Origin of the sequence: Agrobacterium sp. rho-13.3 (assembly GCF_033957765.2) — a bacterium.
GTDB lineage: Bacteria > Pseudomonadota > Alphaproteobacteria > Rhizobiales > Rhizobiaceae > Agrobacterium.
Window position 1 is genome coordinate 1,570,740 of the sequence record NZ_CP192775.1, and the last position, 25,594, is coordinate 1,596,333.

Here is a 25,594-nt window from a genome sequence, read left to right on the forward strand (position 1 = left end):
AGAGCAGGATGGGGAAGGTAGTCGTCGTTACTTCCGGTAAGGGTGGCGTTGGAAAGACCACGTCAACTGCTGCGCTTGGTGCAGCGCTGGCACAAAGAGGCGAAAAAGTCGTCGTCGTGGATTTTGATGTCGGCCTTCGTAACCTCGATCTGGTGATGGGCGCGGAACGTCGCGTTGTTTATGATCTGGTCAACGTCATTCAGGGCGATGCCAAGCTGCCGCAGGCGCTGATCCGCGATAAGCGTCTGGACACGCTGTTTTTGCTGCCAGCCTCACAAACCCGCGACAAGGACAATCTGACGCCGGAAGGTGTTGAATGGGTCATCGCTGAGCTGAAGAAGCACTTCGACTGGGTCATTTGCGACAGCCCTGCGGGTATCGAGCGCGGTGCCACCCTGGCCATGCGCCATGCCGATGTTGCCGTGGTCGTGACCAATCCGGAAGTCTCTTCCGTGCGTGACTCCGACCGCATCATTGGTTTGCTGGATTCCAAGACGCTGAAAGCCGAACGCGGCGAGCGGATGGAAAAGCATTTGTTGTTGACACGCTACGATTCGGTTCGTGCAGAACGTGGCGACATGCTGAAAGTGGACGACGTTCTGGAAATTCTCTCCATTCCGCTGCTCGGCATCATTCCTGAAAGCATGGACGTTCTGCGCGCATCCAACGTGGGTGCACCTGTAACGCTGGCCGACGCAAAATCGGCACCGGCCATGGCATACTTCGATGCGGCGCGCCGTCTTTGCGGTGAAGAGCTTCCTATTGTTATTCCGGGCGAAAAGCGCGGCATATTCTCCAAGATATTCGGGAGGGCCGCATGAGTATCTTCAGCCTTTTTCGTAAACAGAAATCGGCACCTGTCGCGCGCGACCGTTTGCAGCTGTTGCTAGCCCATGAGCGGACCTGTGCGGGTACCGATCTGGTGGCAGTGCTGCGCGAGGAAATTCTGGCCGTGATTGCCAAGCACGTTCAGATCGATAACGACAAGGTTCACGTCAAGATGGACAGCGATGAGCACGTCTCGCTGCTGGAGATCGACGTCGAAATTCCGCTCAAGGCGGGCCTGCGCGCAGCCTGATCTCATCAATGCAGAAAGGCCGCCCCGATTGAGTTCGGGGCGGCCTTTTTTGTTGCGAATGGCTTATCTGTGAGACGGTAGCCGGGGCAGGAACACCGTCAAAAGGCCGAGAAGCGGCATGTAGGAGCAGATGCGATAGACAAATTCGATGCCTTCGCGGTCAGCAAACACGCCCAGCACAGCCGCACCGATACCGCCGAAACCGAAGGCAAAACCGAAGAACATTCCCGCGATCAGTCCCACACGGCCCGGAACGAGTTCCTGCGCGAAAACGACGATGGCCGAGAAGGCTGACGAGAACACGAAGCCGATCAGCACGACCAGAACGGCAGTCCAGAACAGGTTAGCATAGGGCAGAAGCAAAGCGAACGGGATAACGCCGAGGATTGAGAACCAGATCACTACGCGTGAGCCGAAACGGTCACCGATCGGTCCACCAAAGAACACGCCCGCTGCCGATGCGCCGAGGAACAGGAACAGCAGCAGCTGCGCGTCCTGCACCGACACACCAAACTTATCGATGGTGTAGAAGGTGAAGTAGCTGGACAAGCTGGCGAGATAGGCGTTCTTGGTCGCGGTCAAGATGATCAAAACCACCAGCGTTATCAACACCTTGTTGCGTGGAAGCGGGAATGCTTTGCTCACAGGTGCGCGCCCGGCGGTGCTGCGGCGATGGCGGCTGTACCAGACGCTGACCCAGGACAGCACGGCAAATCCGGTCAAGGCAATCAGTGAAAACCAGCTCAGGCTTTCCTGGCCATAGGGCAGGACAATGAAGGCCGCAAGCAGCGGTCCGATGGCGGTGCCGGTGTTGCCGCCCACTTGGAAGAAGGATTGCGCCAAGCCATGCCGACCGCCGGAGGCAACCCGCGCTACGCGAGATGCTTCAGGGTGGAAAATGGCAGAGCCGATGCCAATCAGGCAGGCACCGATAACCAGAACCGGAAAGCTGTGCGCGAAGGCGAGGGTGATCAGGCCCGCGCATGTCGACAACATCGCGACCGGAAGCGAAAACGGCATAGGCCATTTGTCCGTCGCAATACCCACGGCTGGCTGCAAAAGTGAGGCCGTGACCTGAAATGCGAAGGTCAGAAGGCCGATTTGCATGAAATCCAGCGCGTAATTGGCTTTCAGCAGCGGATAAAGCGACGTTAGCAGAGATTGCATGATGTCGTTGAGCATGTGGCAAAAACTGGCGGCGGCGATGATGGAAAAGGCCGTTTTTTCAGCAGGGAAGCTCGTGCTGGTCACACTCGCCATGATGTTTCTCTCCGAATATCCGCAACATGGCGGTTCATTTTATATTGGGGCACTTCTACGCGCATTGTTTGCGGCCTGCTTTTGTGGTCTGGTCTAATTTTTTCGAGAGTGGGCCAAATGCGCAGCCAGGAATTCGGAGAGATCGGCTTTTCTCGCGACGAGGAGCACGAAGCGCTTCTCAGCTTCATTGATGGAAACAATGAGTCGGTGCTGGCGCTACGCCGCACCTATCCGGCTGGTTCCAAAGGGCCGGTGCATTCCCACAGAAAAACACAGCTGTGGTTTGCACGCAGCGGCGTGGTGTTTGTCAGCACAGCAGATGGCCGATGGATGATCCCGCCCGGCCACGGTCTTATCATTCCAGCCGGATTACCACATTCCAGCGAAATGATCAGCCGGGTTGAAATGAACTCCGTTTATGTGCACCCGGATGTCATCAGAACCGAGCGGCCAAGAGTGGTCGAGGTCACTGTTCTGGCGGGCAATTTGATCGAGGAGCTTGTTCGTCAAGATTTGAAACCGCTGAATAGCCGCCGCCGTGAACTGGTCATGGAACTGCTGATGGATGAGATCAGCCATCTGCCTGAACAGCCGCTTGGGCTTCCCTTTCCAAGCAACGCAAACATTGCCGCATTGTGCCGCAACTTTCTCAACGCGCCAGCCGCCAATACGAGCATTGACGATTGGGCCAGCGCGCTGGGTATGAGCCGCAGAACATTTACCCGTGTTTTTCGCGCCGAGACCGGCGTGAGTTTCGTGACGTGGCGGCAGCAGGCCTGCATCTTTGCTTCGCTGCCGCGGCTGGCAGGCGGTGAGGCGATAACGAATGTCGCGCTGGATGCGGGCTATGAAAACGTGGCAGCCTTCACCACCATGTTTCGGCGTATGCTGGGCAGTTCTCCCAGTGCTTATCTGAAAGCATCGAGCCTCAGACACGGCCGGACTGCGATGACATAATGGTCAATGCAAAAAGGCCAAAAGGCCACCTTATCGGGTTTGCTCCAGAAGCCAGTTTACCAATTTCGCGGCAGCAGCTTTTCTCTCTGTAGAACCCACCAGCCAATAACCTCTGTCTGGTGCTTCTATCGTTTGGCCTACACTTACCAAGGCGCCGCTTTTCAGCAAATCGTCCACCAGACCCGACCAGCCAATTGCCAGGCCCTGTTCGCCAAGTGCGGCTTGAATGACGAGTGAGTAGGTGTTGAAACTGATGTCGCCTTTTCCGCTTTCCGCGCCGCGCGTGACGCCCACTTCACCGAAATAGCTCTGCCAGTCAAACCAGTTTGATGTGCGTGGACTGTCCAGATGGATGAGTTTGAATTTGGCCAGCTGCGCGGTGGTCACGGCGTCAGGTGGACAGTCCAGAAATCCGGGTGCGCAGACCGGCGTTACCTTTTCTGCCAGCAAAAGCGTTGCATCCTGTCCCGCCTCTGCGCTGTTTCCGAATATCACCAGTACATCGCCATCCTCCACGTTGTGACGCAGTGGGCTTTGGTTCGCGACGATTTGAATGTTGATATCGGGGTAAAGCGCGCGGAAATTCTGCATGCGCGGAATGAGCCACAGGGATGAAAATGCATAATCCGTATGGAGCCGAATGGTCGGCCTTTCCTGCCTCCTGAGTTCGCCCGCCAATTGGTCGATTTCGGTCACTTGTCGGCTGACCAGATCATACAGCCGTTTGCCTTCCGGCGTCAGTTCCACACCACGGTGCTGGCGCTTCAGAAGCGTCGTCCCCAACTCCTCTTCAAGTCGCCGAATTTGATAGCTCACCGCTGGCTGCGTCAAACGCAGTTGGTGTGCGGCGGCCGTCAAGCTTCCACACCGGCCTATCTCCAGCAATATGCGCATCCATCCCAGATCAATCGGTCTGCCAGCCATAAAAAATCCTTTTGTCACATATCAAAAATTATCTGCTTCACGGCAGAGATCAATCCGTTGTTGACTAAAATTCTCGAATAACCGGAGAACGGCAATGAACAAGAATTTTCGCATAGGACGGATGACCTCCGGCCTTCTCCTTCTTGCTGCTGCCTTTGCGGGTAATGCACATGCAGCGGATGACGCAGCCTGCAAAACCATTCGGTTGAGCGATCCGGGCTGGACGGACATTACGGCGACCAATGGCGTTGCCTCTGTGGTGCTGGGTGCGCTGGGTTATGAGGCGGATGTAAAGACGCTGTCTGTTCCAATTGGTTATCAGGCCATGAAAACAGGTGAAATCGATGTGTTTCTGGGAAACTGGATGCCAGCCCAAAAATCCTTCATCGATGATCTGAATTCGGCAAAGGCAATCGAGGTTATCGGTCAAAACCTTGAAGGCGCGAAATTTACCCTCGCAGTTCCTGCTTATATGGCAGAAAAGGGTATCAAGGATTTCGCCGATCTTGCAAAGCATGGCGATGAGTTCGACCACAAGATTTATGGCATCGAACCCGGCGCTCCTGCCAATCAGAACATTCAGAAAATCATCGCTTCGGAAAAGTTCGGTCTGAAGGATTGGGAACTGGTTGAGTCCGGTGAGCAAGCCATGCTGGCGCAGGTTGACCGCGCTGGAAAATCAAAGAAGGGCGTCGTGTTTCTGGCATGGGCCCCCCACCCGATGAACGAGAAATTCTCTATCGAATATCTTTCCGGCGGCGATGATTATTTCGGCCCGAATTTTGGTGGTGCTGAGGTTTACACGCTGGCACGCACGGGCTGGACGGCGCAATGCCCGAATGCTGCCGGGTTGTTCAAGAACCTGAAATTCGATGTCACCATGGAAAACAATCTGATGGGCGAGATATTGGCCGGTCAGACTGCGACGGATGCGGCAAAAGCGTGGTTGAAAGCCAACCCAAAATCCATCGATACATGGTTGAACGGCGTCACCACGCTGGATGGAAAACCCGGTAACGAAGCCGTAAAAGCTGCTATCGGACTCTGATTTCAGGATAATTTTGCATGGCGCAGCCGAATATACTCATCCTTATGGCCGATCAGTTGAACGGAACGTTCTTTCCTGATGGACCAGCGGATTTTCTCCATGCGCCAAACTTGAAGGCTTTGGCGGAGCGTTCCGTGCGCTTCGCCAACACCTATACGGCAAGCCCGCTCTGCGCGCCTGCTCGTGCGTCATTCATGTCTGGCCAACTGCCAAGTGGAACCCGCGTTTATGACAATGCGGCGGAATTTGCCTCCGACATTCCAACCTACGCGCATCATCTGCGCTCGGCTGGATATTACACTGGTCTCTCCGGCAAAATGCATTTCGTCGGGCCGGATCAGCTTCATGGTTTTGAAGAGCGGCTGACAACGGACATTTATCCCGCTGATTTCGGCTGGACGCCGGATTATACCAAGCCCGGCGAGCGGATCGACTGGTGGTATCACAATCTCGGCTCGGTTACCGGCGCTGGGGTGGCCGAGATTACCAACCAGATGGAATATGATGATGAGGTCGCCTACCACGCAACCCGTAAACTCTACGACCTCTCGCGCAGACTGGACGAGCGCCCATGGTGCCTGACGGTGAGCTTTACCCATCCGCACGATCCCTATGTGGCGCGACGGAAATTCTGGGATCTCTACGAGGACTGCCCCGCTCTTGATCCAGACGTAGCAGCAATGCCGTTTGCCGATCTCGACCAGCATTCTCAGCGGTTGCTGGAGGCTTGCGATCACACGGCTTTTGACATTTCGCCAGAACAGGTGAGGCGGGCGAGGCAGGGGTATTTTGCAAATATCTCCTATGTCGATGAAAAGGTAGGTGACATCCTTGACGTCCTGAAACGGACACGGATGGATGAGGATACGATCATCGTATTCCTTTCCGATCACGGCGACATGCTGGGAGAGCGTGGCCTGTGGTTCAAGATGTGCTTTTTCGAAGGCTCGGCGCGTGTGCCATTGATGATGTCCGTACCCGGCTGGCAGTCGAAGCGCTTCGATGAACCCGTTTCCACACTCGACGTCACGCCGACGCTATGCGCTCTCGCCGGGCTGGATATCACATCCTTGAAAAGATGGACGGATGGCGAAGATCTGTCCGGTCTGGTGGATGGAACCGCAGGTCGCAGCCCGGTGCCGATGGAATATGCAGCCGAGGGATCTATATCGCCACTCGTGGCGATACGGGACGGTCGGTATAAGTTGAGCATTTGCGAAAACGATCTTCCCATGCTGTTTGATCTGGATGCAGACCCGCACGAATTGAACAATCTCGCCAACAATCCAGAGCACAAGGAGGCATTCGTGTCCCTGATGGCGCAGGTGCAGGGTCGCTGGGATTTGGCATCATTCGATGCGTCCGTGCGCGAAAGTCAGGCACGTCGATGGGTGGTCTACAAAGCCCTGCGCAACGGCGCCTATTACCCTTGGGATTATCAGCCGCTCCAGAAAGCATCGGAGCGCTACATGCGCAATCACATGGACCTCAATGTGCTGGAAGAGAACCAGCGATACCCCAGAGGTGAGTAGGTTTGCAACAGACGCAACAAAATTGTTTGCTCATGAATGGCAAAGGACGTTGCCGAAATTCTTGTGATGAGGTATCGAAGCCCGGTAAACCAAAGAGCTTGTCTACGTAGCTCAGCAGGATAGAGCACAGGATTCCTAGTTGTAAATTGGGGGTTACGGTTGGAAACGCCGTAATCGATCTGCTCAAATTCGGGGAACGCTTCGCTGAACTTTCAGCATGCCAATCCCGAGCCAAGCGCTGGAGAAATCCGGTGAAGGTGTAGAGACTGGATGGGCAGCACCTAAAGACCGAAAGGTCCATGGTGAAGGGACAGTCCAGACCACGAACATCCTTATGGATGGCGGTTAAAGCCGAAGTGGTATGAATCCTGGGGTCGGAGGTTCGAATCCTCTCGTAGACACCACTCCTTTTAAGAGTTCAGTTCGGCCTCGACTTCTTCTCTGGTCGGCGTGCCCGCGCGGCCGCCGAAAACGGTGCATTTCAGTGCGGCAGCCACCGACGAGAGCTGAATGGCGGCGCGGCTTTTCATGCCTTCTGCAACTGCGAGAGCAAAAGTTCCGTGGAAGACGTCTCCCGCCGCTAGCGTATCGACAGCCTTGATCTTCAATGTGGATTGAAAGTGAACCGTGGGTTTTTCCGGTTCTGTCCAGTAGCAGCCCGCAGGTCCGGCGGTAACGGCAATGAAGGTCTGCGGATATCGCATATGCAAAATCGGTAACATGGCGGAAACGTCGCTGGTTCCGGTCAGCCGTTCTGCCGCTGGTTCTGAAAAGATGATGTGGGTTGCGGCGGGGGCCAGCTTTTCAAGGGTTTTCACCGGCGCAACATCGCCATCCAGAATGGCGGGCTTGCCGAGTGCGCGGGCGACGGTCAAAACTTCGAACGCCAGTTCGGGCCAGCGCACATCGACCAGAACAGCATCGAAGGGCGCTATGTCATCTGTGGTGCAGGAGCGTTTGTTGTCGTGCAGCTTTGGATCGTAAAACGGGACAATCAGCCTCTCCCCTTGGTCATCGATGATGATGGTTGAAAGGGCGGAGCGTGCGCCCTTCGCAACAGTCATGCCTGACGTGTCGATGCCGCTGTCGGTGAGATCGCGGAGAATACGGCTACCGGTTTCATCATCGCCAATCGCGCCCCAAAGACTGGCGCGGCCACCCATGCGGTGAACGGCGTAAGCAGCGCTGGAGGCCATGCCTTCAGCGATTTGCAGCATTTCGTATGGCAGCACTTTTCCTTGACCGGTTGGCATGTCGCGCACCCGAAACAACGTGTCCAGCACAGCGGCACCCACGCATAAAACATGCTTGCGGTGTTTCACCTTATCACTCATGCCAGCCTTCGACCTTCAAATGCGTTTGCCAGTGTCCTGATCGAAGAGATGCACGGCGGATGAGTCGATGGCAATATGGATCGTGTCGCCGAAACGAACATTGATACGCTCGCGGAACAGGCAGGCAATATCATCGCCTGCGCAATTCAATTTCGCGTAGATTTCCGAGCCGGTGCCTTCGACCATTTCCACTCGTCCTTCAATGCCGCTTTCCGCCGCGCGTATATGTTCCGGGCGGATGCCGTAGACGAGATCGCGCCCACCAAGTTCTGCCGGATTGACCGTCTGTGGCAGTGGCAAAACAAGGCCTTTGGTGGAGCGGAACACACCTTCTTCCACTTTGCCGCGCACGAAATTCATGGCGGGTGAGCCGATGAACCCGGCAACGAAGAGATTGGCCGGGCGGTCGTAAAGTTCCAGCGGCGCGCCGATCTGCTCGATCACGCCGTCATGCAAAACCACGATCTTGTCGGCCATGGTCATGGCTTCCACCTGATCGTGGGTCACGTAAATGGTGGTGGTGCCGATGCGCTGGTGCATGGCCTTGATTTCACCGCGCATCTGCACGCGAAGTTTGGCGTCGAGGTTCGATAGCGGTTCATCGAACAGGAAAACCTGCGGATCGCGCACCAGCGCACGGCCCATGGCAACGCGCTGGCGCTGGCCACCGGAAAGTTGGCGCGGATACCGGTCCAGCAGCTTTTCCAACCCCAGAATAGCGGCGGCTTTGTTGACCTTTTGGGCGGTTTCGGTGGCGCTGACCTTTTTCAGCTTCAACGCAAAGCCCATATTATCCTTCACCGTCATGTGCGGATAAAGCGCGTAGTTCTGGAACACCATGGCGATATCGCGGTCCCGGGCGGGCAGGTTGCTCACCTCACGCGCGCCGATGTGGATTTCGCCATCGCTGACGTCCTCCAGCCCCGCAATCATGCGCAGCAGGGTGGACTTTCCGCAGCCGGAGGGGCCGACGAGGACGACGAATTCACCATCGCGAATATCGATGTCGATGCCGTGGATGACGTTGACTGCGCCGAAACGCTTTTGAACATTCTGAATATTGACCGGTGCCATGGTTTTGATCCCATCATGAATAGTGGTTTAGCCGCCCTTGACGGCGCCTGCGGTAAGGCCCGCAACAATTTGTTTCTGCGCAAACATGGTGAGCAACAGCACAGGCAGCGTGACGATGAGTGCAGCCGCTGCGAGCGGACCCCAACTGACCTGTTCAAAAGACAGCATGTTGTAGACCGCAACGGGCAGGGTGCGCGTTTCACGGCTGGCCAGCACGATGCCGAAGACGAAGTTGTTCCACGAGAAGATGACGGCGAGAATGAAGGACACGACGATGCCGGGCTTTGCGATGGGCAGCGCCACAAGGCGAAACACCTGCCATGAAGACGCGCCATCGATGCTGGCAGCTTCTTCGAGTTCCTTCGGCGTCGTCTCGAAATAACCGATCATGATCCACACCACGATAGGCACGGTGACGACCAGATGGATGATGATCTGCGGCCAGAGTGTACCCAGCAGGTTCAGCCATTGGAACAGCAGGAACAGCGGTATGAGGAACGAGAGGCCGGGCGTCATGCGGGCAATCATGATGACGATAGCCGACTTTTCCGCCTTCATCCGTGCGATGCCATAACCGGCAGGGACGCCGATGACGAGGGCCAGGAAGGTTGCAGCGCCGGTGACGAGCACCGAATTCCAGAAATAGAGGAAGAAATTGTTCTCCTCGAACACCTTCACATAGTTGGACCATGCAAAGCGTTCTGGAATGAGGATGGGTGGGTAAGCGCCGTTGTCGATTTCATATTTCAACGACAGCGAAATCATCCAGATGAAGAACAGGATAACCGGCGAGATCATGACAAGTGCCACGAACAGCAGACCGATTTTGTCGAGTGTTTTGCGTTTCATCAGCGGTCCTCCATCTCGTTCCATTGGGAGCGCTGGCGCACCATAAGAAGCACGAAGGACAGCGCGACGATGACGATGAAGAAGACGACGGCCATGGCCGACCCATAACCGATGTCGTAATAGGCAAAGGCCGTGTTGTAGAGGTAGATGTTGATCGTCTCGGATGCCGTGCCTGGTCCGCCCTGTGTCATCGCATAGATAATGTCGAAGCTTTTGACCGCATCGATGGAGCGGATGATGACGGCAATCATCAGAAACGGCGCGATCATCGGCAGGGTCAGATAACGGAACTTCTGCCAGGCATTTGCGCCGTCGATTTCCGCACTCTCGTAAGGTTCACGCGGCACGGCGGCGAGACCACCGAGAACGATAAGCATGACGAGCGGCGTCCATTGCCATGTTTCCACCAGTACCAGCGACGGAATGACGGTGGACTGATTGTAGATCCACTCCAGCGGACCGATGCCGATGAAGGACAAGAGATAGTTCAAAACGCCCAGCTGCGGATGGAACATCATTGTCCAGACGAGTGCGATGGCAACAGGCGTTGCCATCATGGGCATGACGAAAACGCCGCGCAGGAAACCGCGCAGCGGAAATTGCGCATCGAAAAGCAAGGCTGCCAGAGTGCCCAAAAATAGCGGCGCGACCACCGACAGGAACGTATAGACCAGCGTGTGCCACATCGATTCCCAGAACCGCATATCGCTTGCCAGACGGATGTAGTTGTCAAAGCCTATGAAGCTTTGTTCCTGCCCCAGCGTCCAGCGCTGCGCGCTCATCCACAGGGTGAACACCCAGGGAAACACGATGACCGCTGCGATGACGACGAGTGCGGGAATGACGAAAGGCCAGTAATTGGGAGCAAGCCGTGTGGGCTTGCTCCTTCTGATGACCTTCGTGGTCTTGACGGTGTTTTCGATGCTGATGGACACCATTATCCCTCGCTTCGTGCCAGAACAGGCGCGAACTGATCTGTCGCTTTCTTGAGTTCGGCTGCCGGGTCCGCACCGCCAATCATGTTGGTGAGACCAACGCCGTAGATATCGCGGAACTCGGTGACGGGAATGATGACGGGAAGTGCGAGCTTGGATACTTTGCCGGAACCGACGACCGCATCCAGCCATTCCGCAGGCATTTTCACGCCTTCGCGAACCTTTGCGTCTTCCAGAATGGACTGGCGGAACGGTACACCTGCACCGGCCTGCAACAGACGGGCACCCATGTCATGGGAAATTGCCCATTGGCAGAAGAGGTAGGCCGCTTCCTTTTTCTGGCTGGCTTCGACAACGCCCAGACCGTCACCAAACGTGCCAGCCGCCTGTTGTGCTGGACCCTTCGGCATCACGCCATAACCGGTCTTGCCGACGACGCGGGATTTTTCTGGGTTTTCGATTGGCGGTGCAAAGCCGACGCCATCCAGCCACATGCCGATTTTGCCCTGAAGGAAGGCCGATTGCGATTCTGCCCAGTTGAAGCCGGACACACCGGGAGGTGCTGCCTTGGTCATCAGACGCTGGTAAAGCGTCGCCGCCTCCACCGCTTCCTTGGTTGTGGTGTCGATCTTGCCGTTTACGATCGGTGCTGCGCCATAACCCAGCATCAGTGAGGTCCAGACTGGCGTGTTGGCGTTCTTCAAGCCACGTGCCACAAAACCGTAAGTATTGGTAGACGGGTCGGTGATTGCTTCCGCCGCTGCGACAAGTTCTTCGAATGTCTGCGGATATTTCAGACCCTTGGCTGCGAACAGTTCCTTGTTCCAGTAGAGGATCCAGTAATCCACGGAGAAGGGCAGGGAGCGCAGAACGCCGTCGCTGTCCTTGGCAAACTGCATGCCTGCTTCGGCAAAATCACTCTCGACCAGCGAAGGATCGGTCAAAGACGGATCTTTCAGGAAACCGCTGATATCGGCCAGCCATTTGCCCTTTTCGAACTGGCGTTTCTGGACGTGGTAGCTGAGGTGCACGACGTCGAAGCTTGGCTTGCCGGAGGACAGTTCAATGACGACCTTTTGGCGCTGCTGCTGTTCCGGCGTTGCCTCGGCATTGACCTTGATGCCAGTCAGTTCTTCAAATTCCTTGATGTATTTCAGAAGCGTTTCGCTGCGCGGGCTTTTGACGAGGTTGACCTCAAGCGTCGTGCCAGCGTGTTTTTTCCAATTGACGGCGGCAGACGCTGTGCGAACGCCGAATGCGGCACCTCCGGCAATGGCTGCCGTTCCGGCCAGAAACCCACGGCGTGTGGGATTGAGCAGTGAATGCGTCATGTTTTCTCCTCCTCTGGATTGGCCGAAAATCTCCTCACCCCCGGCCTTATTTAGTCGTATTTTTACTCAACATCGGATTGCCCGAAAACCGCTACACACTTGTCGGTCCGATGTTTTAAACCGCGAGAGCCCTGTCCCTCGCATTGCGGATGTGTGCGACCAGCCTTTCGGCGGCCTCTTCCGCGGAACGTCTTTCTATGGCCTCAAGAATTGTCAGGTGCTCTTCCATCACCGATTTAATGTGGCCGGCGATGCGAAATCGCTCCTGATTGATCAGGCGCATTTTGATGGAATTGACGCGATAGGCATTCGAAATGATCGAATTGCCCAGCGAGTCGATAAAGGCATCATGCATACCCCAATCGACAGCCTGCGCCCGCGCATCCAATTCCGGCGAGCCTTGACCGTTCCGGTCTGCCTCGTCGATATCGCGGTGTTCTTTGATCATCCGCGCGATCGTGTCATTGGAGGCCGTGCGCGTGAAAATGGCGACAGCCTCCTTTTCCATGAAGATGCGAAACTGGAACGCTTCACGGATGAGGTTGATATCGATATGTGCGACCTGAAGGCCGCGCTGCGGTACCGTCTTGATGAGACCATCCGCCTCCAAACGTGGTATGGCTTCACGGATTGCGCCGAGCGGCAGGCCGGTAAGCTCCACCAGACGACGCTGCGAGATGAACTGACCGGGGCGAACATCACGGGCGAGAAGATGGTGCGTAAAACTTTCATACGCTTTTTCTCTCAACGTGGTCTGTTCGCCGTTATCGTCCATTCGCTACCTTTCTCAAGCCGCCTGGCTGCTGAACAGCGACTCGAATGCCGCTTCTATCTTTTTACGGTTTTCAGCGGAAATGGAAACCAGCGGCGGGCGAACCGTGTGCCAGATGGTTTCTCCGGTCACGTACGACACGAGAACCTTTACCGCAGGCGTGACAGGATATTTCAATAGTTCGACGACAAGGTCCTGAACACGTTTGTCATCCACGCCATCAACGGCCATGGCACGCACTTCATGCGGCAGGAAGTTGGCAACGCCTGAAATCGCGCCCTGACCGCCAAGTCTCACACCCTGTGCCAGATGCCGCTCATCACCAATGAGAATGATCAGATCACTATGGTCCTTGAGCAACTGCTGCGTATAGGGCCAGTCACCGGAGGAATCCTTCACGCCTGTGACAACGTTGGGGAATGCGCGGTGCAGACGACCGATCAGGTCCACCGAAAGCGCCACCATGGTAACGGAGGGAATATTGTAGACAATGACATCCCGTGCAGCATTTCCAAGTTTGTGGAACACCGACGAGAACCATTCGAACAGCCCTTCATCGCTGACATTCTTGAAATAGGAGGGAGGGGCAAGAAGAATGTTGCGAACGCCAGCTTGCAAGGCTTCGCTTGCCTGATCGGCAGCATCCTGTGTCGAATCCACCAACACACCCGCAACGAGGTTTTTCGGATTGATGCCAGCGGCGACAAAGGCAGCGAGTATCTCGTTGCGTTCCCGATTGCCGATGGAGCTGCCTTCACCGGTCGTACCAAACAGCGTGACGCTGTTGCAGCCAGCAGCAAGCGAGCGCTTGGCCTGCGCAATCATCGCTGCGACGTCAATGTCGCCGTTCTGTGCAAAGGGTGTGGTGAGTGCTGCCGAAAGGCCGAATTTAACCGTCAATTGCCTGCTCCTCCAAAACTGACATCAGCTTGATACGACGTTAACATGTTAGTTGTAAAGCGGATATTTTTTAGTATTTAAGCAGGCTGTTGAAAAGGCGTTTTGGGAGGTGTTTTTATGAGCGCGTGAGCCGCCGTGCATTGAATTCCAACACTTGTCAGCGCGAAACGAGCGTTTTTAGCGCTTAGAGGCTGCGTGGCGAGCCAGACACAGCGCGGTGGATAGCGTGGGAAAAATCACTTCAAACGTCGCGTTGGCAATATGTGATTAACCTTTATTTTCTATTCCATATCGTGTGCCGAATGTCCGTTTATGATGAGTGTACAGGCTGTGATGCGTATGTCCCGTTCGAATTTGAATAATTCCGTCAATGCGATAGATGAGAGGGGAGAGAAGCAGCCCATTGCAGAGCCGAAAGTGCCGCAAACCACCCCCCATGCCATGGTGCCGTTAACGGCGGACCAGCGTGCAGTTATGGGACACAATGCAGACCAGATCGCCGCAAATGCGATTGAAGGGCGAGACGATATGCCCCTGTGGCAAAATGCGTTTACGCTTGGCCCCAATGTACGGTTTACCCGCACGCCGCAAAATCTTGTAACCGGAAAACAGACGGCTGGTGCCGGCTCGGCAAATGCCGAGGATGAAGCGACCGCCGTTGTTGTGCCCGATGAAGAGCAAAAGGTTTCCGCCGCGAAGGTCACTCCGACGCAGCCTCCAGCCGAACGCCGGATTGCGAAACCTGCTGTGCTGCCGCAGCCGCCGGGCGCAACGGGCGCGCTTGCGCTGACCTATCGTTTGCGTCGTGAACTGGCATTAAAACAGCAACAGGAAGCATCCGCTCCGGTTGCGCCAGTGACCGTCGAACAGCCCATTGCCGCCGTTGATGCGGAGCAGATCGATGTTGCGTGTTTCCCTGCCGAGAAAGGACATGGTTCATTCGATGTGCCAGCCTTCGCCGATTCGCTTTCGGATGAAATGTTCTGGGAGGTGATGAGCCTTGACGTTGGCAGCGCCATCATGCCGCCATCACAGCCGCTCCGTCTTGCAGAACTGGCGCGTTTGAAGGCGCAGCGCGTGGCCGCAGTTCCGGCCGCTCCCGCCGTTCAGCCTCTCGCAAAGCCGGCACCGTACAAGGCGCAGGTCATCCGCCAGCCGTCGCCCGTTGTTGAAAAACCTGTTTTTACCATGCCGGAAGGATCGCCCATCTCGCTTTACCGCGAGGTGGGCGTTCGCCCCGTTCCACAAGCTCTGAACGAGCAGGTAGACGCTCTTCAGCCAGTCGTGCCCGTTGAAGAGCCAGCTACGGTCATAGAGCACAGTGTTGCGCAGCCTGTCATCATCGCTGAACCCGTTGCCATTGCCGAACCGCGCCGTGAATTGCGCACAGTTGCGCGCAGCAACCAGCCGATGTTCCTCGACGCGCCGGTTTTCAGTGAAGGCGAATACGAGTTCCCGCCTATCGACCTTTTGCAACAGCCGCAGGTTCAGCAAACGACGACGATGACGCCGGAAGCGCTTGAGCAGAGTGCTGGCCTGCTGGAAAGTGTTCTGGAAGATTTCGGCATCAAGGGTGAGATCATTGACGTGCGCCCCGGTCCGGTCGTTACACTTTATGAATTCGGCCCAGCGCCGGGCGTGAAATCATCCCGTGTTATCGGTCTTTCTGACGACATTGCCCGTTCCATGTCGGCGCTCTCGGCGCGTGTGGCGGTCATTCCCGGCCGTAATGTCATCGGTATCGAACTGCCAAACCCGGTTCGTGAAACGGTTTATTTCCGTGAGCTGATCGAATCCGCTGATTATTCTGAAAGCCGGATGAAGCTGGCGCTTTGCCTCGGCAAAACCATTGGCGGCGAGCCTGTTGTGGCGGAACTGGCAAAGATGCCGCACCTTCTGGTGGCGGGTACGACGGGTTCCGGCAAGTCCGTTGCCATCAACACGATGATCCTGTCGCTGCTTTACCGCTTGAAGCCGGAAGAATGCCGCTTGATCATGGTCGATCCGAAGATGCTGGAATTGTCGGTTTATGACGGTATTCCACACCTGCTGACGCCGGTTGTGACAGACCCGAAGAAAGCCGTTATGGCGTTGAAGTGGGCCGTACGCGAAATGGAAGATCGGTATCGCAAGATGTCGCGTCTCGGCGTTCGCAATATCGACGGTTACAATGCTCGTGCGGCTTCCGCCCGCGCCAAGGGCGAAACCGTGATGTGCAATGTGCAGACCGGGTTTGACCGCGCCACCGGCGAGGCTGTCTACGAGCAGGAGGAAATGGACCTCACGGCTATGCCTTACATCGTCGTCATCGTGGACGAGATGGCTGACCTTATGATGGTCGCTGGCAAGGATATTGAAGGTGCCATTCAGCGTTTGGCGCAGATGGCGCGCGCTGCCGGTATTCACCTGATCATGGCAACTCAGCGTCCTTCCGTCGATGTCATCACCGGCACGATCAAGGCCAACTTCCCGACGCGTATCTCCTTCCAGGTCACATCCAAGATCGACAGCCGCACCATTTTAGGCGAGCAGGGTGCCGAGCATCTGCTGGGACAGGGCGATATGCTGCACATGGTCGGCGGCGGGCGCATCTCGCGCGTCCACGGTCCCTTCGTTTCGGACGAGGAAGTTGAGAAGGTCGTCGCGCATCTGAAAACGCAGGGACGTCCCGAATATCTCGGCACAGTCACCGAAGATGCGGATGAGACCGACGACGCGGAAGAAGAAGACACTGCCGTTTTCGATAAGACGGCTATGGCCGAAGACGACACGGCAGACCTTTACGAAAAGGCCGTGAAGGTGGTGTTGCGCGACAAGAAGTGCTCGACGTCCTACATTCAGCGCCGCCTGTCCATCGGTTACAACCGCGCCGCCTCTCTGGTCGAGCGTATGGAGCAGGAAGGTATCGTCGGTCCTGCCAACCACGTCGGCAAGCGTTCGATTATCGTGGGTGATCGTGACACATGCGAAGTGCCGGGCATGGGCGACTGAGACGTCGCGGTCTGACGGTTTTCATTGACGAGACGACCCGGCAAACCGTTGCCGGGTTGTTTCATTCAGGCAGGACGCATCAGACCCGTGCGGGGAAGATAGGTGGGTTTTTCGTTCCTGAATTTCTCGACGGGAGCCGGGCGGCCAACGTAATAGCCCTGGACCTGATCGATATGAAGCTCTTTCAGAAGCTCCAGTTGCTCTGCGGTCTCAACGCCTTCCACCAGGATTTTGTGCCCCCGGTTTCTGATGAGGCCAATGATATCGCTGAGCATGACCTTGCCACGCGGCGTGTGCCCATCATGAAGGAATGACTTGTCGATTTTCACGGTGTCGAAATCAATCAGCCGCAGCCATGAGAGGCCCGCAAAACCGGTACCGAAATCATCCAGCCAGATTTTGATGCCCAGTGTCTTGAGATCGCTGATGCAATGAAGAACGTCGGAATTCATGTCCATCTCCAGCCCTTCGGTTATCTCGAAGGCCAGACGACCACCGGCAACGCCGACTTCACCGAGAATGGCGGCAACGGATGTGGCAAAGCCGGGGCTTTTCAGCTGGATTGGCGACACATTTACGCTGACGATGGTGACCTTGTCACAACTGAGAACTTCCTGGCACACAGTGCGAATTGCCCACAGGCCAAGGTCCATGATCACGCCGGTGCGTTCTGCAATGGGAATGAAAATACTCGGCGGTACAAGCGTTCCGTCTAAAAGGCGTAACCGCATGAGCGCTTCTGCCCCTTCAACCTGATCGGTCTTAAGGTTCTTGATCGGCTGATAGACGAGAGAGACGAGGTTTTGCTGAATGGCGATGTTGAGCAGCGCTGCAACATTTTCCGTGTCGTCGCTGTGGTGCGGATCGTTGGGATCGAACAGTTTGACGGTATTGCGCCCGTTCGCCTTGGCCAGATAAAGCGCGCGGTCGGCCTCATTGATAATACGTTCCAGCTTTGGATCAGGCTGGGGACGTGTGAAGGACGCGCCGACGCTGACGGTGATGATGGATGTGCCATCCCGCCGTCTTTCATGCGTGAGGCAAAGGGCTTCAACGGTTCTGCGCAGTGTCTCGGCTATGTCTTCGATATCTTTTGCTGATCGGAACCGGGCAAGTGCAATGAACTCTTCGCCACCGTAACGGCCAATCACCGCGTCGAAGCGGCTCATGCTGGTCTGTAGCGTTTGCGCCACTTGTATCAGGCAGCGGTCGCCTTCCTGATGACCGTAGTAGTCATTGTACTTTTTGAAGAAATCGACATCGATCAAAAACACCGCGAAGTTGCGCTCTGCGGTTAGCCAACCATTCCACAATTGCCGCAGCCTGCTGTCTATCGCCCTGCGGTTTTCAAGACCTGTCAACGGGTCGGTGTTGGAAAGGCGCAGCAATGCCTCACCCCGGTCTTCGGCCTGCCGCTGCTGTATCTTGGCTTCAACGGCGTTCAGAAAAACATGGTAGCGCTCGCGGTTCAGGCGCAAGTTCACATAGGATGTGAATATGAAGCACGAGATATAGAAGGTGCCGAACGCAATCTGGTAATAGATGTCTTCGTGGAAGTAGCTGAGTGCGGCGAAATACGTCACCAGCACAAGGCTCGATGCGAGCAGCGACAGCGCGAAGTTGAATGTGAAAAACAGGTTCGCGCCCATCATGAAGATAGCGCCGAACACCATATAATAGGACATGTTGGTGACATGGCTGGTCATCATCGCGGGCATGAGCCAAGCGATGTAGCCGCCGACCAGCGCCGTGGCGCAGGCAAGGTCCAAATGGTTGGTTTTGACGTGCGCGCGGATTTGCATTTCCAGCGTCAACAGTGCGGCGATACCAATGACGAAACGTGCAAACATCGTGTGCGGCGCAACATCTGGTACGAGCAGAATATCCGTCACTGAAAACAGCAGATAGACCGGCACGGCAACCCAAAGCCCTTGGCGTATGGACTTGCGCCGTTTCGCGTCTGCTTCTTCGAAAAAAAGGCTCCGCAAAGCATCGGACGATTGCTTGCGCGGTGCACCTGCGTGCAAATCAAGCTCGACCACATCTGCCAAAGTGTGCTTCATGCACTTTTCCATAGGTTGCAATATTCTTGCAAGATTAGTTCTTCATTTCTAACGAGTACTATTGCGGAATCTCGCCCTAATACTCCCTCTCGTTCGGCCCGTGGGGCAGCGGGAAAGGTTGCAGTGCTCGGCACCATAAAAGGTATCCTGTTAAGTTTCTTTAAATTTCGGGAAAACTACAATCAAAATTAGATTTACCTTAAGGAAAAGTTTCCGCGAGAAAATGTATTTTGGACGGTTATCCAGCGCTTATTTGAGTCGCAATCGGGTTTAATTTGTCTTAGGATTAACAATATGTTAACCAAGAGGGGTGCCCGTGTCTCAGCTTCAAAATAAATTCTTTGACGGTGAAAGTCTTATCACTCCGGAAGCAATATCCGACGAAGTTTTCGGTAAAGGTGCAGACAATTTCAAAGAGAATTTCGAACTCGGAATAGCAGAGATCGCAATCGTTCTTAATTTGGCACAGCAGCAATTTTTGAGCGGGCGTGCACCGCAGGAGATTATACATTACGTCGCTGGAGCATTACATCAAATCAGGGGAAAGTTAAATCTTGGCGTGTGGAGAGAGCTAATTCCCATCATTCAGGATCACGTTGTTTCCGAGTATTTTCTTCAAGACCCATTTACCCGCTGGTCGTCTGACAAGCCGCGTGGATATTCTGGCGATGCCCAATTGCTGGACTTCATATACGGTCATTCCTGCGTGCAGGATAAAATCGCCGCTGCTTCTCCTCTCGGTTTGGCGCTGTATGAGTACACCAAGGACGCCTCCTCTTCCGTTGCGGTTAGGGAGCGGCGTGACATTCTCACCAAATATATCGATGAGATTGCAAGTGCTCGTGGGCCGGAAACGGAAATCCTCACGATTGCCGCAGGTCATCTCAGGGAGGCAAACGAATCTGCGGCCTTGGCTGAGGGTGCCATTAAACGTTGGGTTGCATTGGATCAGGATCCGCTCAGCATTGGGTCCATCACCCGGGATTTCGAGGGCACCTGCATCGAAGCCATAGATGGCTCCGTGCGCGGAATTCTGTCTGGCCGTCACCAGCTCGGCACCTTCGACTTCGTTTATGCCGCCGGTCTTTACGACTATTTGGTCGACAAGGTTTCGATCAAGCTGACGCAACGCTGCCTCGATATGCTGAAGCCCGGCGGGGTCTTTCTGTTCGCCAATTTTTCCCAAGATATTGGCGTGGACGGTTATATGGAATCCTTCATGAACTGGGCGCTGCTGCTTCGCTCAAAACAAGACATGTGGAATATCATCAACGCCAGCATTGATCCTGCGGTGTTTGAGGCCGAAGTATTCTTCGGAGACAACCGCAATATCGTGTACGGCGTCATCCGTAAAAAGGCATAGTTGTGTTGCTGCGGAAAGCTGTGTTGCCTGAAAAGGTATTGCGGCTTTCCGCCATAAAAATGATCGCAAAGACGATTCCATTTGGCGGTGAAAGGTTCTAAAGCTCTTGGTGAAATAGCCTGCCTTTGGAGTGCATAATGGACAATAAGCGATATTATTCTGATTTTGGCGGGCTCCCTGGCCAGACAGAGCTGCTTTCAAGCAAAGCCACATTCACGACTGCCTATGCCGTCATTCCCAAGCGCGTGATGTCGGACATCGTCACCAGCGTTCTGCCGCACTGGAATGAAACACGCGCATGGATCATTTCCCGCCCAATGACGGGGTTTTCGGAAACTTTCGCGCAATACATCATGGAAGTTCAGCCCGGCGGCGGAAGTGATAAGCCGGAGCCGGATGCGCGTGCGCAGGCAGCAATTTTTGTGGTCGATGGCGAGATGACCATTGTGCTTGATGGCACAGAACATGCCATGCGGGCCGGTTCCTTTGCCTATATTCCGGCTGGCAGTGCATGGAAAATCCGTGGAAGCGGTTCCATTCCGGCCAAGTTTCACTGGGTTAGAAAGGTGTTCGACGTCGTTGAGGGCCTGGAGCTGCCTCCGGCGATCTTCACCCATGAAGACGAGCATGAATTGTCTGCCATGCCGGATACAGACGGCAAATGGGCGACGACCCGTTTCATCGATCCGGCCGACGGCCGTTACGATATGCACCTGAATATCGTGACATTCGAGCCAGGCGCGACCATTCCCTTCATGGAAACCCACGTCATGGAACACGGGCTTTTCGTGCTGGAAGGAAAAGCCGTCTACCGGTTGAACAATGACTGGGTGGAAGTGGAAGCCGGGGACTTCATGTGGCTTCGCGCATTCTGCCCACAAGCGTGTTATGCGGGCGGCCCGGGGCGTTTCCGCTATCTGCTTTACAAAGATGTAAACAGACATGTGAAGCTTTGGTAGTTTAGCAAGTTAGGGAATTCTTTAGTTTAAAAAGCGTAATTCTTTTGTACTTGGCTTTCGCGAGGCACGCGAAAGCCGCCGTTCAACCAGAGATCAAGCTGATGGCAGAGTCATTTGACGCAGATATCTTCAATCTCGCCCCCGTGGCGATGTGGATCGAAGATTTTTCCGGGGTGAAGCATCAGTTTGATGTTTGGCGTCAGCAGGGTGTCACGGATATCCGTGCGTTTCTGCGAGAAGATCTGGCGCGTGTCGAGCTATGCTCGAAAAATATCCGTGTGTTGAAGGTGAATGACAAGACGCTGGAACTCTTCGCAGCGCGTGATGTCGATCATCTGATCGCCAATCTGCATCTCGTTTTTCGTGACGACATGCTGGACAGCCATATTCAGGAGCTTGCAGCACTGTGGGATGGCGATTCCCGATTCTCCAGCCATGCGGTCAATTATTCGCTGAGTGGACAAAGGCTTGATATCCAGCTTCGCGGAGCTGTCATTCCCGGCCATGAGGACACCCTTGGTCGCATTCTGATCACGACAGAAGACGTGACGGAGCGGGAGGAAGCCCGGAGACTGGAACAAAGTAACAGGCGGTATGCCGAAGGCATGTTCGAACATTCGCCCGTGTCCCTGTGGGTGGAAGATTTCAGCCACATCAAGCGCCTGATCGATGACATCAAACACAGAGGCATCGTGGACTTCCGTGTGTTCATGGATGTTCATCCCGAATTCGTGCGCCAATGCATGAGCGAAATCCGTGTGATCGAGGTCAATAAAGCAACGCTCGATCTGTTTTGCGCGCCGGATGAACAAACTTTGTTGCATCGCCTGGGCGATGTGTTCCGTGGTGAGATGGACAAGCCCTTCCGGGAGCAATTGATCGATCTCTGGAACGGCAATCTTTTCCACCAGCGTGAAGTGATAAATTACGCGCTTGATGGTTCGGAACGTCATGTCCTCTTGCAGTTCTCGGTTTTCCCCGGCCACGAGAATGATTGGTCTCTGGTGCAGGTCGCACTCACCGACATCACCGCCCGCAAAAAGGCCGAAGCCTACCTCGAATATCTTGGTAAGCACGATGTGCTGACCAAGCTCTATAATCGTGCGTTCTACGCCGATGAACTCAATCGGCTGGCACGCAACAGCCTGCGGCCCGTCTCTGCGGTTGTTATCGATCTGAACGGATTGAAAAATGCCAATGATATGTTGGGTCACGACGCCGGAGACGCACTTTTGCGGCGTCTGGGTGAGGTGCTGAACGGCGTCGTCGCAGCACCCAATCACGCCGCACGCATTGGCGGCGATGAGTTCGCCATTCTCATGCCCGGCGCCGACAAACAGGCCGCGGCCACAATGGTCGACACCATCAATGAATTGCTGAAAATCAACAATCAGTTCTATTCCAACGCACCGCTCGGCATTTCTATCGGTGTTGCCACCACTGAACAGGGCGAGACCATGGAAGCCATGGTTCGACGTGCCGATATCAACATGTACGAGCAAAAGAAGGCCCATTATGCCAACTTTGCCATGCCTGGTGGTCATACAGCGCAGGCCAAGAAAGCTGGCATCTGAACCGCGTCATCCGCCGTTGATGTCGCGTCGTCGGAAGGCTCGCCGCAATCTCAATAGCGGCAAGCCACTCTAAAACATCACCTTAGGTGCAATAGCTCAGTTTCCGACGCCCATTTTTGCGACCAGAACCGGCTCTGCGCGGAAATCGCCTGGAAACAGCTTTTTGAGGTTCTCGATCTTCGGCAGGTCGTTATAGACGATGTACGGGTAAGTCGGATTGCTCGTCAGAAAATCCTGATGGTAGTTTTCTGCCGGGTAAAAAGGCTGGTCCGGCTCGATGGTCGTCACGATGGCGGCATCGTAGATCCGTGCCTTGTTCAGTTGGTCAATATAAGCCTTGGCAACGCGCGCCTGTTCCGCATTGGTTGGGAACACGGTGGAGCGGTACTGCGTGCCACGATCTGGGCCTTGGCGGTTCAGTTGCGTCGGGTCGTGTGCCACAGAGAAATAGATTTGCAGCAAATGGCCATAGCTGACCTTTTGGGGATCAAAGGTGATCTTGACGGATTCGGCATGACCAGTCTTGCCGCCGCTGACGGTTTCGTAACTGGCTGTGTTCTTCGCGCCACCGGCATAACCAGACACGGCGTTTTCAACGCCCGCCACGCGCTGAAACACACCCTGCACACCCCAGAAGCAGCCACCGGCAAAGACGGCAGTTTCCTTACCCGATGTGGCCTTCGCTTCATCGATAGTCGGAGCCGGAATTTTGATGCCTTCCTGTGCCAAGGCGATGCCTGATCCAGACGCCAATGCTGTAAACACCAGACCCATCCCGGCTGCAAACCTGACTGAACTCAAAAAATTGAACGTTTTTCGCATGATAATTTCCTCAACCGAAGGTGAATGCGTAAGCTTCCAGACCTGCATCCAGAAAGCGGATTTCAAATGTGTGGTCTTCAACCGATCCGCTCTGGCGAACAAGTTGGTAGAGCCGTTCTTCCGTCACGGTTCCATTACCGTCTGCATCGGTATCTGTGCCGTGATTTTCACCGGGCGGCTTGCCGTCGATCGTCACCTTGAACCTGACGGGTTTTCCATCGCTGGATGGACCAAGGACGAGATGCAGATCGCGGGCACGGAAGCGATAATAGATGCTGCCTTCGCTTTGCGTCAGCGCCGCGCCTTCTGGGCCGACATTCCAGTTGCCGGTGAGACCCCATTCATTGCGCCTCGGCTTTTCCGCCGTGTAAAGGTGAGCCGCATCATTGACGATGCCATCCGCGCCGAGGAAATTTTTCGCCCTCATATATCCGATATAGGTTTCCGGCGACTGGACATCGGCTTCATTTGAAGCGATTTCAGCCCCCTTTGCACTGACCGCAACACTATCACTCGCAACACCCTTCAGACCAGCCTCGGCGAGCAATTGCTGGATAACCCGCTCTGACTGTTCGTACTCACCCTCACCGAAATGATGGTGCCGCACGCGACCTTCGGCATCGATGAAGTAGTGCGCTGGCCAGTACTGATTGTTGAAACACCGCCAGATCGCGTAATCGTTGTCGATGGCGACAGGGTATCCAACCGAGAGATCTACCGTCGCTTTTTTGACATTCTCAACCCGCTTTTCGAATGCGAATTCGGGAGAATGCACGCCGATGACGACGAGGCCCTGATCCTTATATTTTTCCGCCCAGGCACGGACATAGGGTATGGAGCGCAGGCAATTGATGCAGGAGTAGGTCCAGAAATCAACGAGAACGACCTTGCCCTTCAACTGCGCCGTGGTCAGTGGCGGCGAGTTCAGCCATTCGACCGCGCCATCGAAAGACGGTGAGATCGCTTCGACTGGCAGCGCTGAGGCTGTTGGCTGAGACGTCCCGCTTTGCATCATCATAGTGTTGTTGGCGCTCATCATCGCATTTGCGGGATTGCCGGTCATCGCCATGGATGGTGCCATTGCGCCGGTCGGGCTGGTTTTTGGTTTCAGCCGGTCGATCAGCGATTGTTCGAGCGAGGCCGTGCTTTGAGCCGAAATCTGCGTGAGAAAGCCAGTGTCCAGCCCAAATGCAATGGCCACGACCGCCAGAACAACAGCCGCACCAACACCGCGCCGCAGCCACTCGCTAATGCCGAGTGAGCGTTTCATGACCGTGTAAACGCGACCTCCGACCAACAGTGCCAGTGCCAAAGACGTCGCCGCACCCAGCGCGTAGGCAACGAGCAACACGGTTGTTCCTGTGTTCGCGCCCTCAAGTGCCGCACCTGTCAGGATAAGACCAAGCACTGGCCCGGCGCACGGAGCCCATAAAAGTCCCGTTGCAGCGCCGAGCATAAGCGACGTGCCGATGGCACCAAGCCCACTTTGCCGTTCTGCGGTGTGGGTCAAACGCGCGCCCAGTGCCACGATAGGACGCGTCAAATGATCCGCAATCGATGGGAAAAGGAGAATGACGCCGAAACCTGCAAGGATGACCATGGCAATCAGACGACCATATTCATTGGCCTCAACTGCCCAGCTTCCGCCCACCGCCGCGAGTGTCGCAACGGCTGCGAACGTCGCCGCCATGCCGATGAGCAGGGGCAGGGTGCTTTTCAAGAACGGTTGCCCCGCTCTGGCGAAGACAAACGGCAGCACAGGCAGAATGCACGGGCTAACAATCGTCAGGACGCCAGCAAGATAGGCGAGAACGAAGAATGTCATGGC

General features: G+C 55.3%; 21 protein-coding genes. 9 read left to right on the forward strand and 12 right to left on the reverse strand.

Annotation, left to right across the window (positions count from 1 at the left end; translation table 11 throughout):
* Positions 1-8: 8 nt before the first annotated feature.
* Together minD and minE are read left to right on the forward strand one after the other, a co-directional pair.
* Positions 9-821: a septum site-determining protein MinD gene (gene minD, locus RMR16_RS22005; RefSeq protein ID WP_320197742.1), complete on the forward strand. Its 813-nt coding sequence runs from the start codon at positions 9-11 to the stop codon at positions 819-821.
* The gene (gene minE, locus RMR16_RS22010; protein ID WP_320197743.1) at positions 818-1,078 is read left to right on the forward strand and encodes a cell division topological specificity factor MinE; all 261 of its coding nucleotides are present in this window, start codon (positions 818-820) and stop codon (positions 1,076-1,078) included. The genes minD and minE overlap by 4 nt, the downstream gene beginning before the upstream one ends.
* A 63-nt stretch (positions 1,079-1,141) precedes the next feature.
* Here minE and RMR16_RS22015 read toward each other — a convergent pair whose 3' ends face one another.
* Complete coding sequence (locus tag RMR16_RS22015) at positions 1,142-2,338, reverse strand: MFS transporter (protein WP_320197744.1); 1,197 nt, start codon at positions 2,336-2,338, stop codon at positions 1,142-1,144.
* A 117-nt stretch (positions 2,339-2,455) separates the two neighbouring features.
* Here RMR16_RS22015 and RMR16_RS22020 point away from each other — a divergent pair, with 117 nt between their 5' ends.
* The gene (locus tag RMR16_RS22020; protein ID WP_320197745.1) at positions 2,456-3,295 is read left to right on the forward strand and encodes an AraC family transcriptional regulator; all 840 of its coding nucleotides are present in this window, start codon (positions 2,456-2,458) and stop codon (positions 3,293-3,295) included.
* Between the two features lie 30 nt (positions 3,296-3,325).
* Here RMR16_RS22020 and RMR16_RS22025 read toward each other — a convergent pair whose 3' ends face one another.
* Positions 3,326-4,219: a choline sulfate utilization transcriptional regulator gene (locus RMR16_RS22025; RefSeq protein WP_320197746.1), complete on the reverse strand. Its 894-nt coding sequence runs from the start codon at positions 4,217-4,219 to the stop codon at positions 3,326-3,328.
* Positions 4,220-4,313: 94 nt separating this feature from the next.
* On the opposite strand from RMR16_RS22025, the gene choX reads away from it, so the two are divergent.
* Both choX and betC read left to right on the forward strand, forming a co-directional pair.
* Positions 4,314-5,267 (forward strand): choline ABC transporter substrate-binding protein, encoded by a 954-nt coding sequence (gene choX / locus RMR16_RS22030; RefSeq protein WP_413785927.1) that lies wholly within the window; start codon positions 4,314-4,316, stop codon positions 5,265-5,267.
* Between the two features lie 17 nt (positions 5,268-5,284).
* Entirely contained in the window at positions 5,285-6,799 is a 1,515-nt protein-coding gene (gene betC, locus RMR16_RS22035; protein ID WP_320197747.1) for a choline-sulfatase, read from the forward strand.
* Between the two features lie 410 nt (positions 6,800-7,209).
* Here betC and RMR16_RS22040 read toward each other — a convergent pair whose 3' ends face one another.
* The 7 genes from RMR16_RS22040 to RMR16_RS22070 form a co-directional block, all read right to left on the reverse strand.
* Positions 7,210-8,133, reverse strand: coding sequence for a sugar kinase (locus RMR16_RS22040; protein WP_320197748.1), 924 nt, complete (start codon positions 8,131-8,133; stop codon positions 7,210-7,212).
* 15 nt (positions 8,134-8,148) lie between these two features.
* A complete protein-coding gene (locus tag RMR16_RS22045) occupies positions 8,149-9,207 on the reverse strand; it encodes an ABC transporter ATP-binding protein (protein WP_320197749.1) in 1,059 nt (352 codons plus the stop codon).
* A gap of 27 nt (positions 9,208-9,234) precedes the next feature.
* Positions 9,235-10,056 carry a carbohydrate ABC transporter permease gene (locus RMR16_RS22050; RefSeq protein WP_320197750.1) on the reverse strand — a complete coding sequence of 274 codons (822 nt, stop codon included), beginning with the start codon at positions 10,054-10,056 and terminating at the stop codon, positions 9,235-9,237.
* Positions 10,056-10,994 carry a carbohydrate ABC transporter permease gene (locus tag RMR16_RS22055; protein ID WP_320197751.1) on the reverse strand — a complete coding sequence of 313 codons (939 nt, stop codon included), beginning with the start codon at positions 10,992-10,994 and terminating at the stop codon, positions 10,056-10,058. The genes RMR16_RS22050 and RMR16_RS22055 overlap by 1 nt, the downstream gene beginning before the upstream one ends.
* Positions 10,994-12,322 (reverse strand): ABC transporter substrate-binding protein, encoded by a 1,329-nt coding sequence (locus RMR16_RS22060; RefSeq protein WP_320197752.1) that lies wholly within the window; start codon positions 12,320-12,322, stop codon positions 10,994-10,996. The genes RMR16_RS22055 and RMR16_RS22060 overlap by 1 nt, the downstream gene beginning before the upstream one ends.
* A gap of 115 nt (positions 12,323-12,437) precedes the next feature.
* The gene (locus tag RMR16_RS22065) at positions 12,438-13,097 is read right to left on the reverse strand and encodes a GntR family transcriptional regulator (protein WP_320197753.1); all 660 of its coding nucleotides are present in this window, start codon (positions 13,095-13,097) and stop codon (positions 12,438-12,440) included.
* Positions 13,098-13,109: 12 nt separating this feature from the next.
* Positions 13,110-13,994: a dihydrodipicolinate synthase family protein gene (locus tag RMR16_RS22070; RefSeq protein WP_320197754.1), complete on the reverse strand. Its 885-nt coding sequence runs from the start codon at positions 13,992-13,994 to the stop codon at positions 13,110-13,112.
* 312 nt (positions 13,995-14,306) lie between these two features.
* Between RMR16_RS22070 and RMR16_RS22075 the strand changes: the two genes are divergently transcribed.
* Positions 14,307-16,985, forward strand: a complete 2,679-nt coding sequence (locus RMR16_RS22075) for a DNA translocase FtsK (protein WP_320197755.1) — start codon at positions 14,307-14,309, stop codon at positions 16,983-16,985.
* A 65-nt stretch (positions 16,986-17,050) separates the two neighbouring features.
* Here RMR16_RS22075 and RMR16_RS22080 read toward each other — a convergent pair whose 3' ends face one another.
* On the reverse strand, positions 17,051-19,048 hold the full coding sequence (locus RMR16_RS22080) for a putative bifunctional diguanylate cyclase/phosphodiesterase (RefSeq protein ID WP_320197756.1): 1,998 nt from the start codon (positions 19,046-19,048) through the stop codon (positions 17,051-17,053).
* A 316-nt stretch (positions 19,049-19,364) separates the two neighbouring features.
* On the opposite strand from RMR16_RS22080, the gene RMR16_RS22085 reads away from it, so the two are divergent.
* The 3 genes from RMR16_RS22085 (at position 19,365) to RMR16_RS22095 (ending at position 22,944) form a co-directional block, all read left to right on the forward strand.
* The gene (locus RMR16_RS22085) at positions 19,365-20,411 is read left to right on the forward strand and encodes a class I SAM-dependent methyltransferase (RefSeq protein WP_320197757.1); all 1,047 of its coding nucleotides are present in this window, start codon (positions 19,365-19,367) and stop codon (positions 20,409-20,411) included.
* Between the two features lie 137 nt (positions 20,412-20,548).
* The gene (locus RMR16_RS22090) at positions 20,549-21,370 is read left to right on the forward strand and encodes a bifunctional allantoicase/(S)-ureidoglycine aminohydrolase (protein WP_320197758.1); all 822 of its coding nucleotides are present in this window, start codon (positions 20,549-20,551) and stop codon (positions 21,368-21,370) included.
* Positions 21,371-21,471: 101 nt separating this feature from the next.
* Positions 21,472-22,944, forward strand: coding sequence for a sensor domain-containing diguanylate cyclase (locus tag RMR16_RS22095; RefSeq protein ID WP_320197759.1), 1,473 nt, complete (start codon positions 21,472-21,474; stop codon positions 22,942-22,944).
* Between the two features lie 96 nt (positions 22,945-23,040).
* Here the strand turns inward: RMR16_RS22095 and msrA are convergent, their stop codons facing one another.
* Positions 23,041-23,766, reverse strand: a complete 726-nt coding sequence (msrA, locus tag RMR16_RS22100) for a peptide-methionine (S)-S-oxide reductase MsrA (protein ID WP_413785928.1) — start codon at positions 23,764-23,766, stop codon at positions 23,041-23,043.
* A gap of 10 nt (positions 23,767-23,776) precedes the next feature.
* A complete protein-coding gene (locus RMR16_RS22105) occupies positions 23,777-25,591 on the reverse strand; it encodes a cytochrome c biogenesis protein DipZ (protein ID WP_320197760.1) in 1,815 nt (604 codons plus the stop codon).
* Positions 25,592-25,594: the final 3 nt, after the last annotated feature.

Excerpts from the sequence above, each read along its gene's own strand:
- minD (WP_320197742.1), top strand. The coding sequence starts at position 9 with ATGGGGAAGGTAGTCGTCGTTACTTCCGGTAAGGGTGGCGTTGGAAAG.
- RMR16_RS22080 (WP_320197756.1), bottom strand. The coding sequence starts at position 19,048 with ATGAAGCACACTTTGGCAGATGTGGTCGAGCTTGATTTGCACGCAGGT.
- RMR16_RS22095 (WP_320197759.1), top strand. The coding sequence starts at position 21,472 with ATGGCAGAGTCATTTGACGCAGATATCTTCAATCTCGCCCCCGTGGCG.
- choX (WP_413785927.1), top strand. The coding sequence starts at position 4,314 with ATGAACAAGAATTTTCGCATAGGACGGATGACCTCCGGCCTTCTCCTT.
- RMR16_RS22055 (WP_320197751.1), bottom strand. The coding sequence starts at position 10,994 with ATGGTGTCCATCAGCATCGAAAACACCGTCAAGACCACGAAGGTCATC.
- RMR16_RS22045 (WP_320197749.1), bottom strand. The coding sequence starts at position 9,207 with ATGGCACCGGTCAATATTCAGAATGTTCAAAAGCGTTTCGGCGCAGTC.
- RMR16_RS22090 (WP_320197758.1), top strand. The coding sequence starts at position 20,549 with ATGGACAATAAGCGATATTATTCTGATTTTGGCGGGCTCCCTGGCCAG.
- RMR16_RS22025 (WP_320197746.1), bottom strand. The coding sequence starts at position 4,219 with ATGGCTGGCAGACCGATTGATCTGGGATGGATGCGCATATTGCTGGAG.
- RMR16_RS22105 (WP_320197760.1), bottom strand. The coding sequence starts at position 25,591 with ATGACATTCTTCGTTCTCGCCTATCTTGCTGGCGTCCTGACGATTGTT.
- RMR16_RS22075 (WP_320197755.1), top strand. The coding sequence starts at position 14,307 with ATGATGAGTGTACAGGCTGTGATGCGTATGTCCCGTTCGAATTTGAAT.
- minE (WP_320197743.1), top strand. The coding sequence starts at position 818 with ATGAGTATCTTCAGCCTTTTTCGTAAACAGAAATCGGCACCTGTCGCG.
- RMR16_RS22040 (WP_320197748.1), bottom strand. The coding sequence starts at position 8,133 with ATGAGTGATAAGGTGAAACACCGCAAGCATGTTTTATGCGTGGGTGCC.
- RMR16_RS22015 (WP_320197744.1), bottom strand. The coding sequence starts at position 2,338 with ATGGCGAGTGTGACCAGCACGAGCTTCCCTGCTGAAAAAACGGCCTTT.
- RMR16_RS22050 (WP_320197750.1), bottom strand. The coding sequence starts at position 10,056 with ATGAAACGCAAAACACTCGACAAAATCGGTCTGCTGTTCGTGGCACTT.
- RMR16_RS22060 (WP_320197752.1), bottom strand. The coding sequence starts at position 12,322 with ATGACGCATTCACTGCTCAATCCCACACGCCGTGGGTTTCTGGCCGGA.
- RMR16_RS22020 (WP_320197745.1), top strand. The coding sequence starts at position 2,456 with ATGCGCAGCCAGGAATTCGGAGAGATCGGCTTTTCTCGCGACGAGGAG.
- betC (WP_320197747.1), top strand. The coding sequence starts at position 5,285 with ATGGCGCAGCCGAATATACTCATCCTTATGGCCGATCAGTTGAACGGA.
- msrA (WP_413785928.1), bottom strand. The coding sequence starts at position 23,766 with ATGCGAAAAACGTTCAATTTTTTGAGTTCAGTCAGGTTTGCAGCCGGG.
- RMR16_RS22065 (WP_320197753.1), bottom strand. The coding sequence starts at position 13,097 with ATGGACGATAACGGCGAACAGACCACGTTGAGAGAAAAAGCGTATGAA.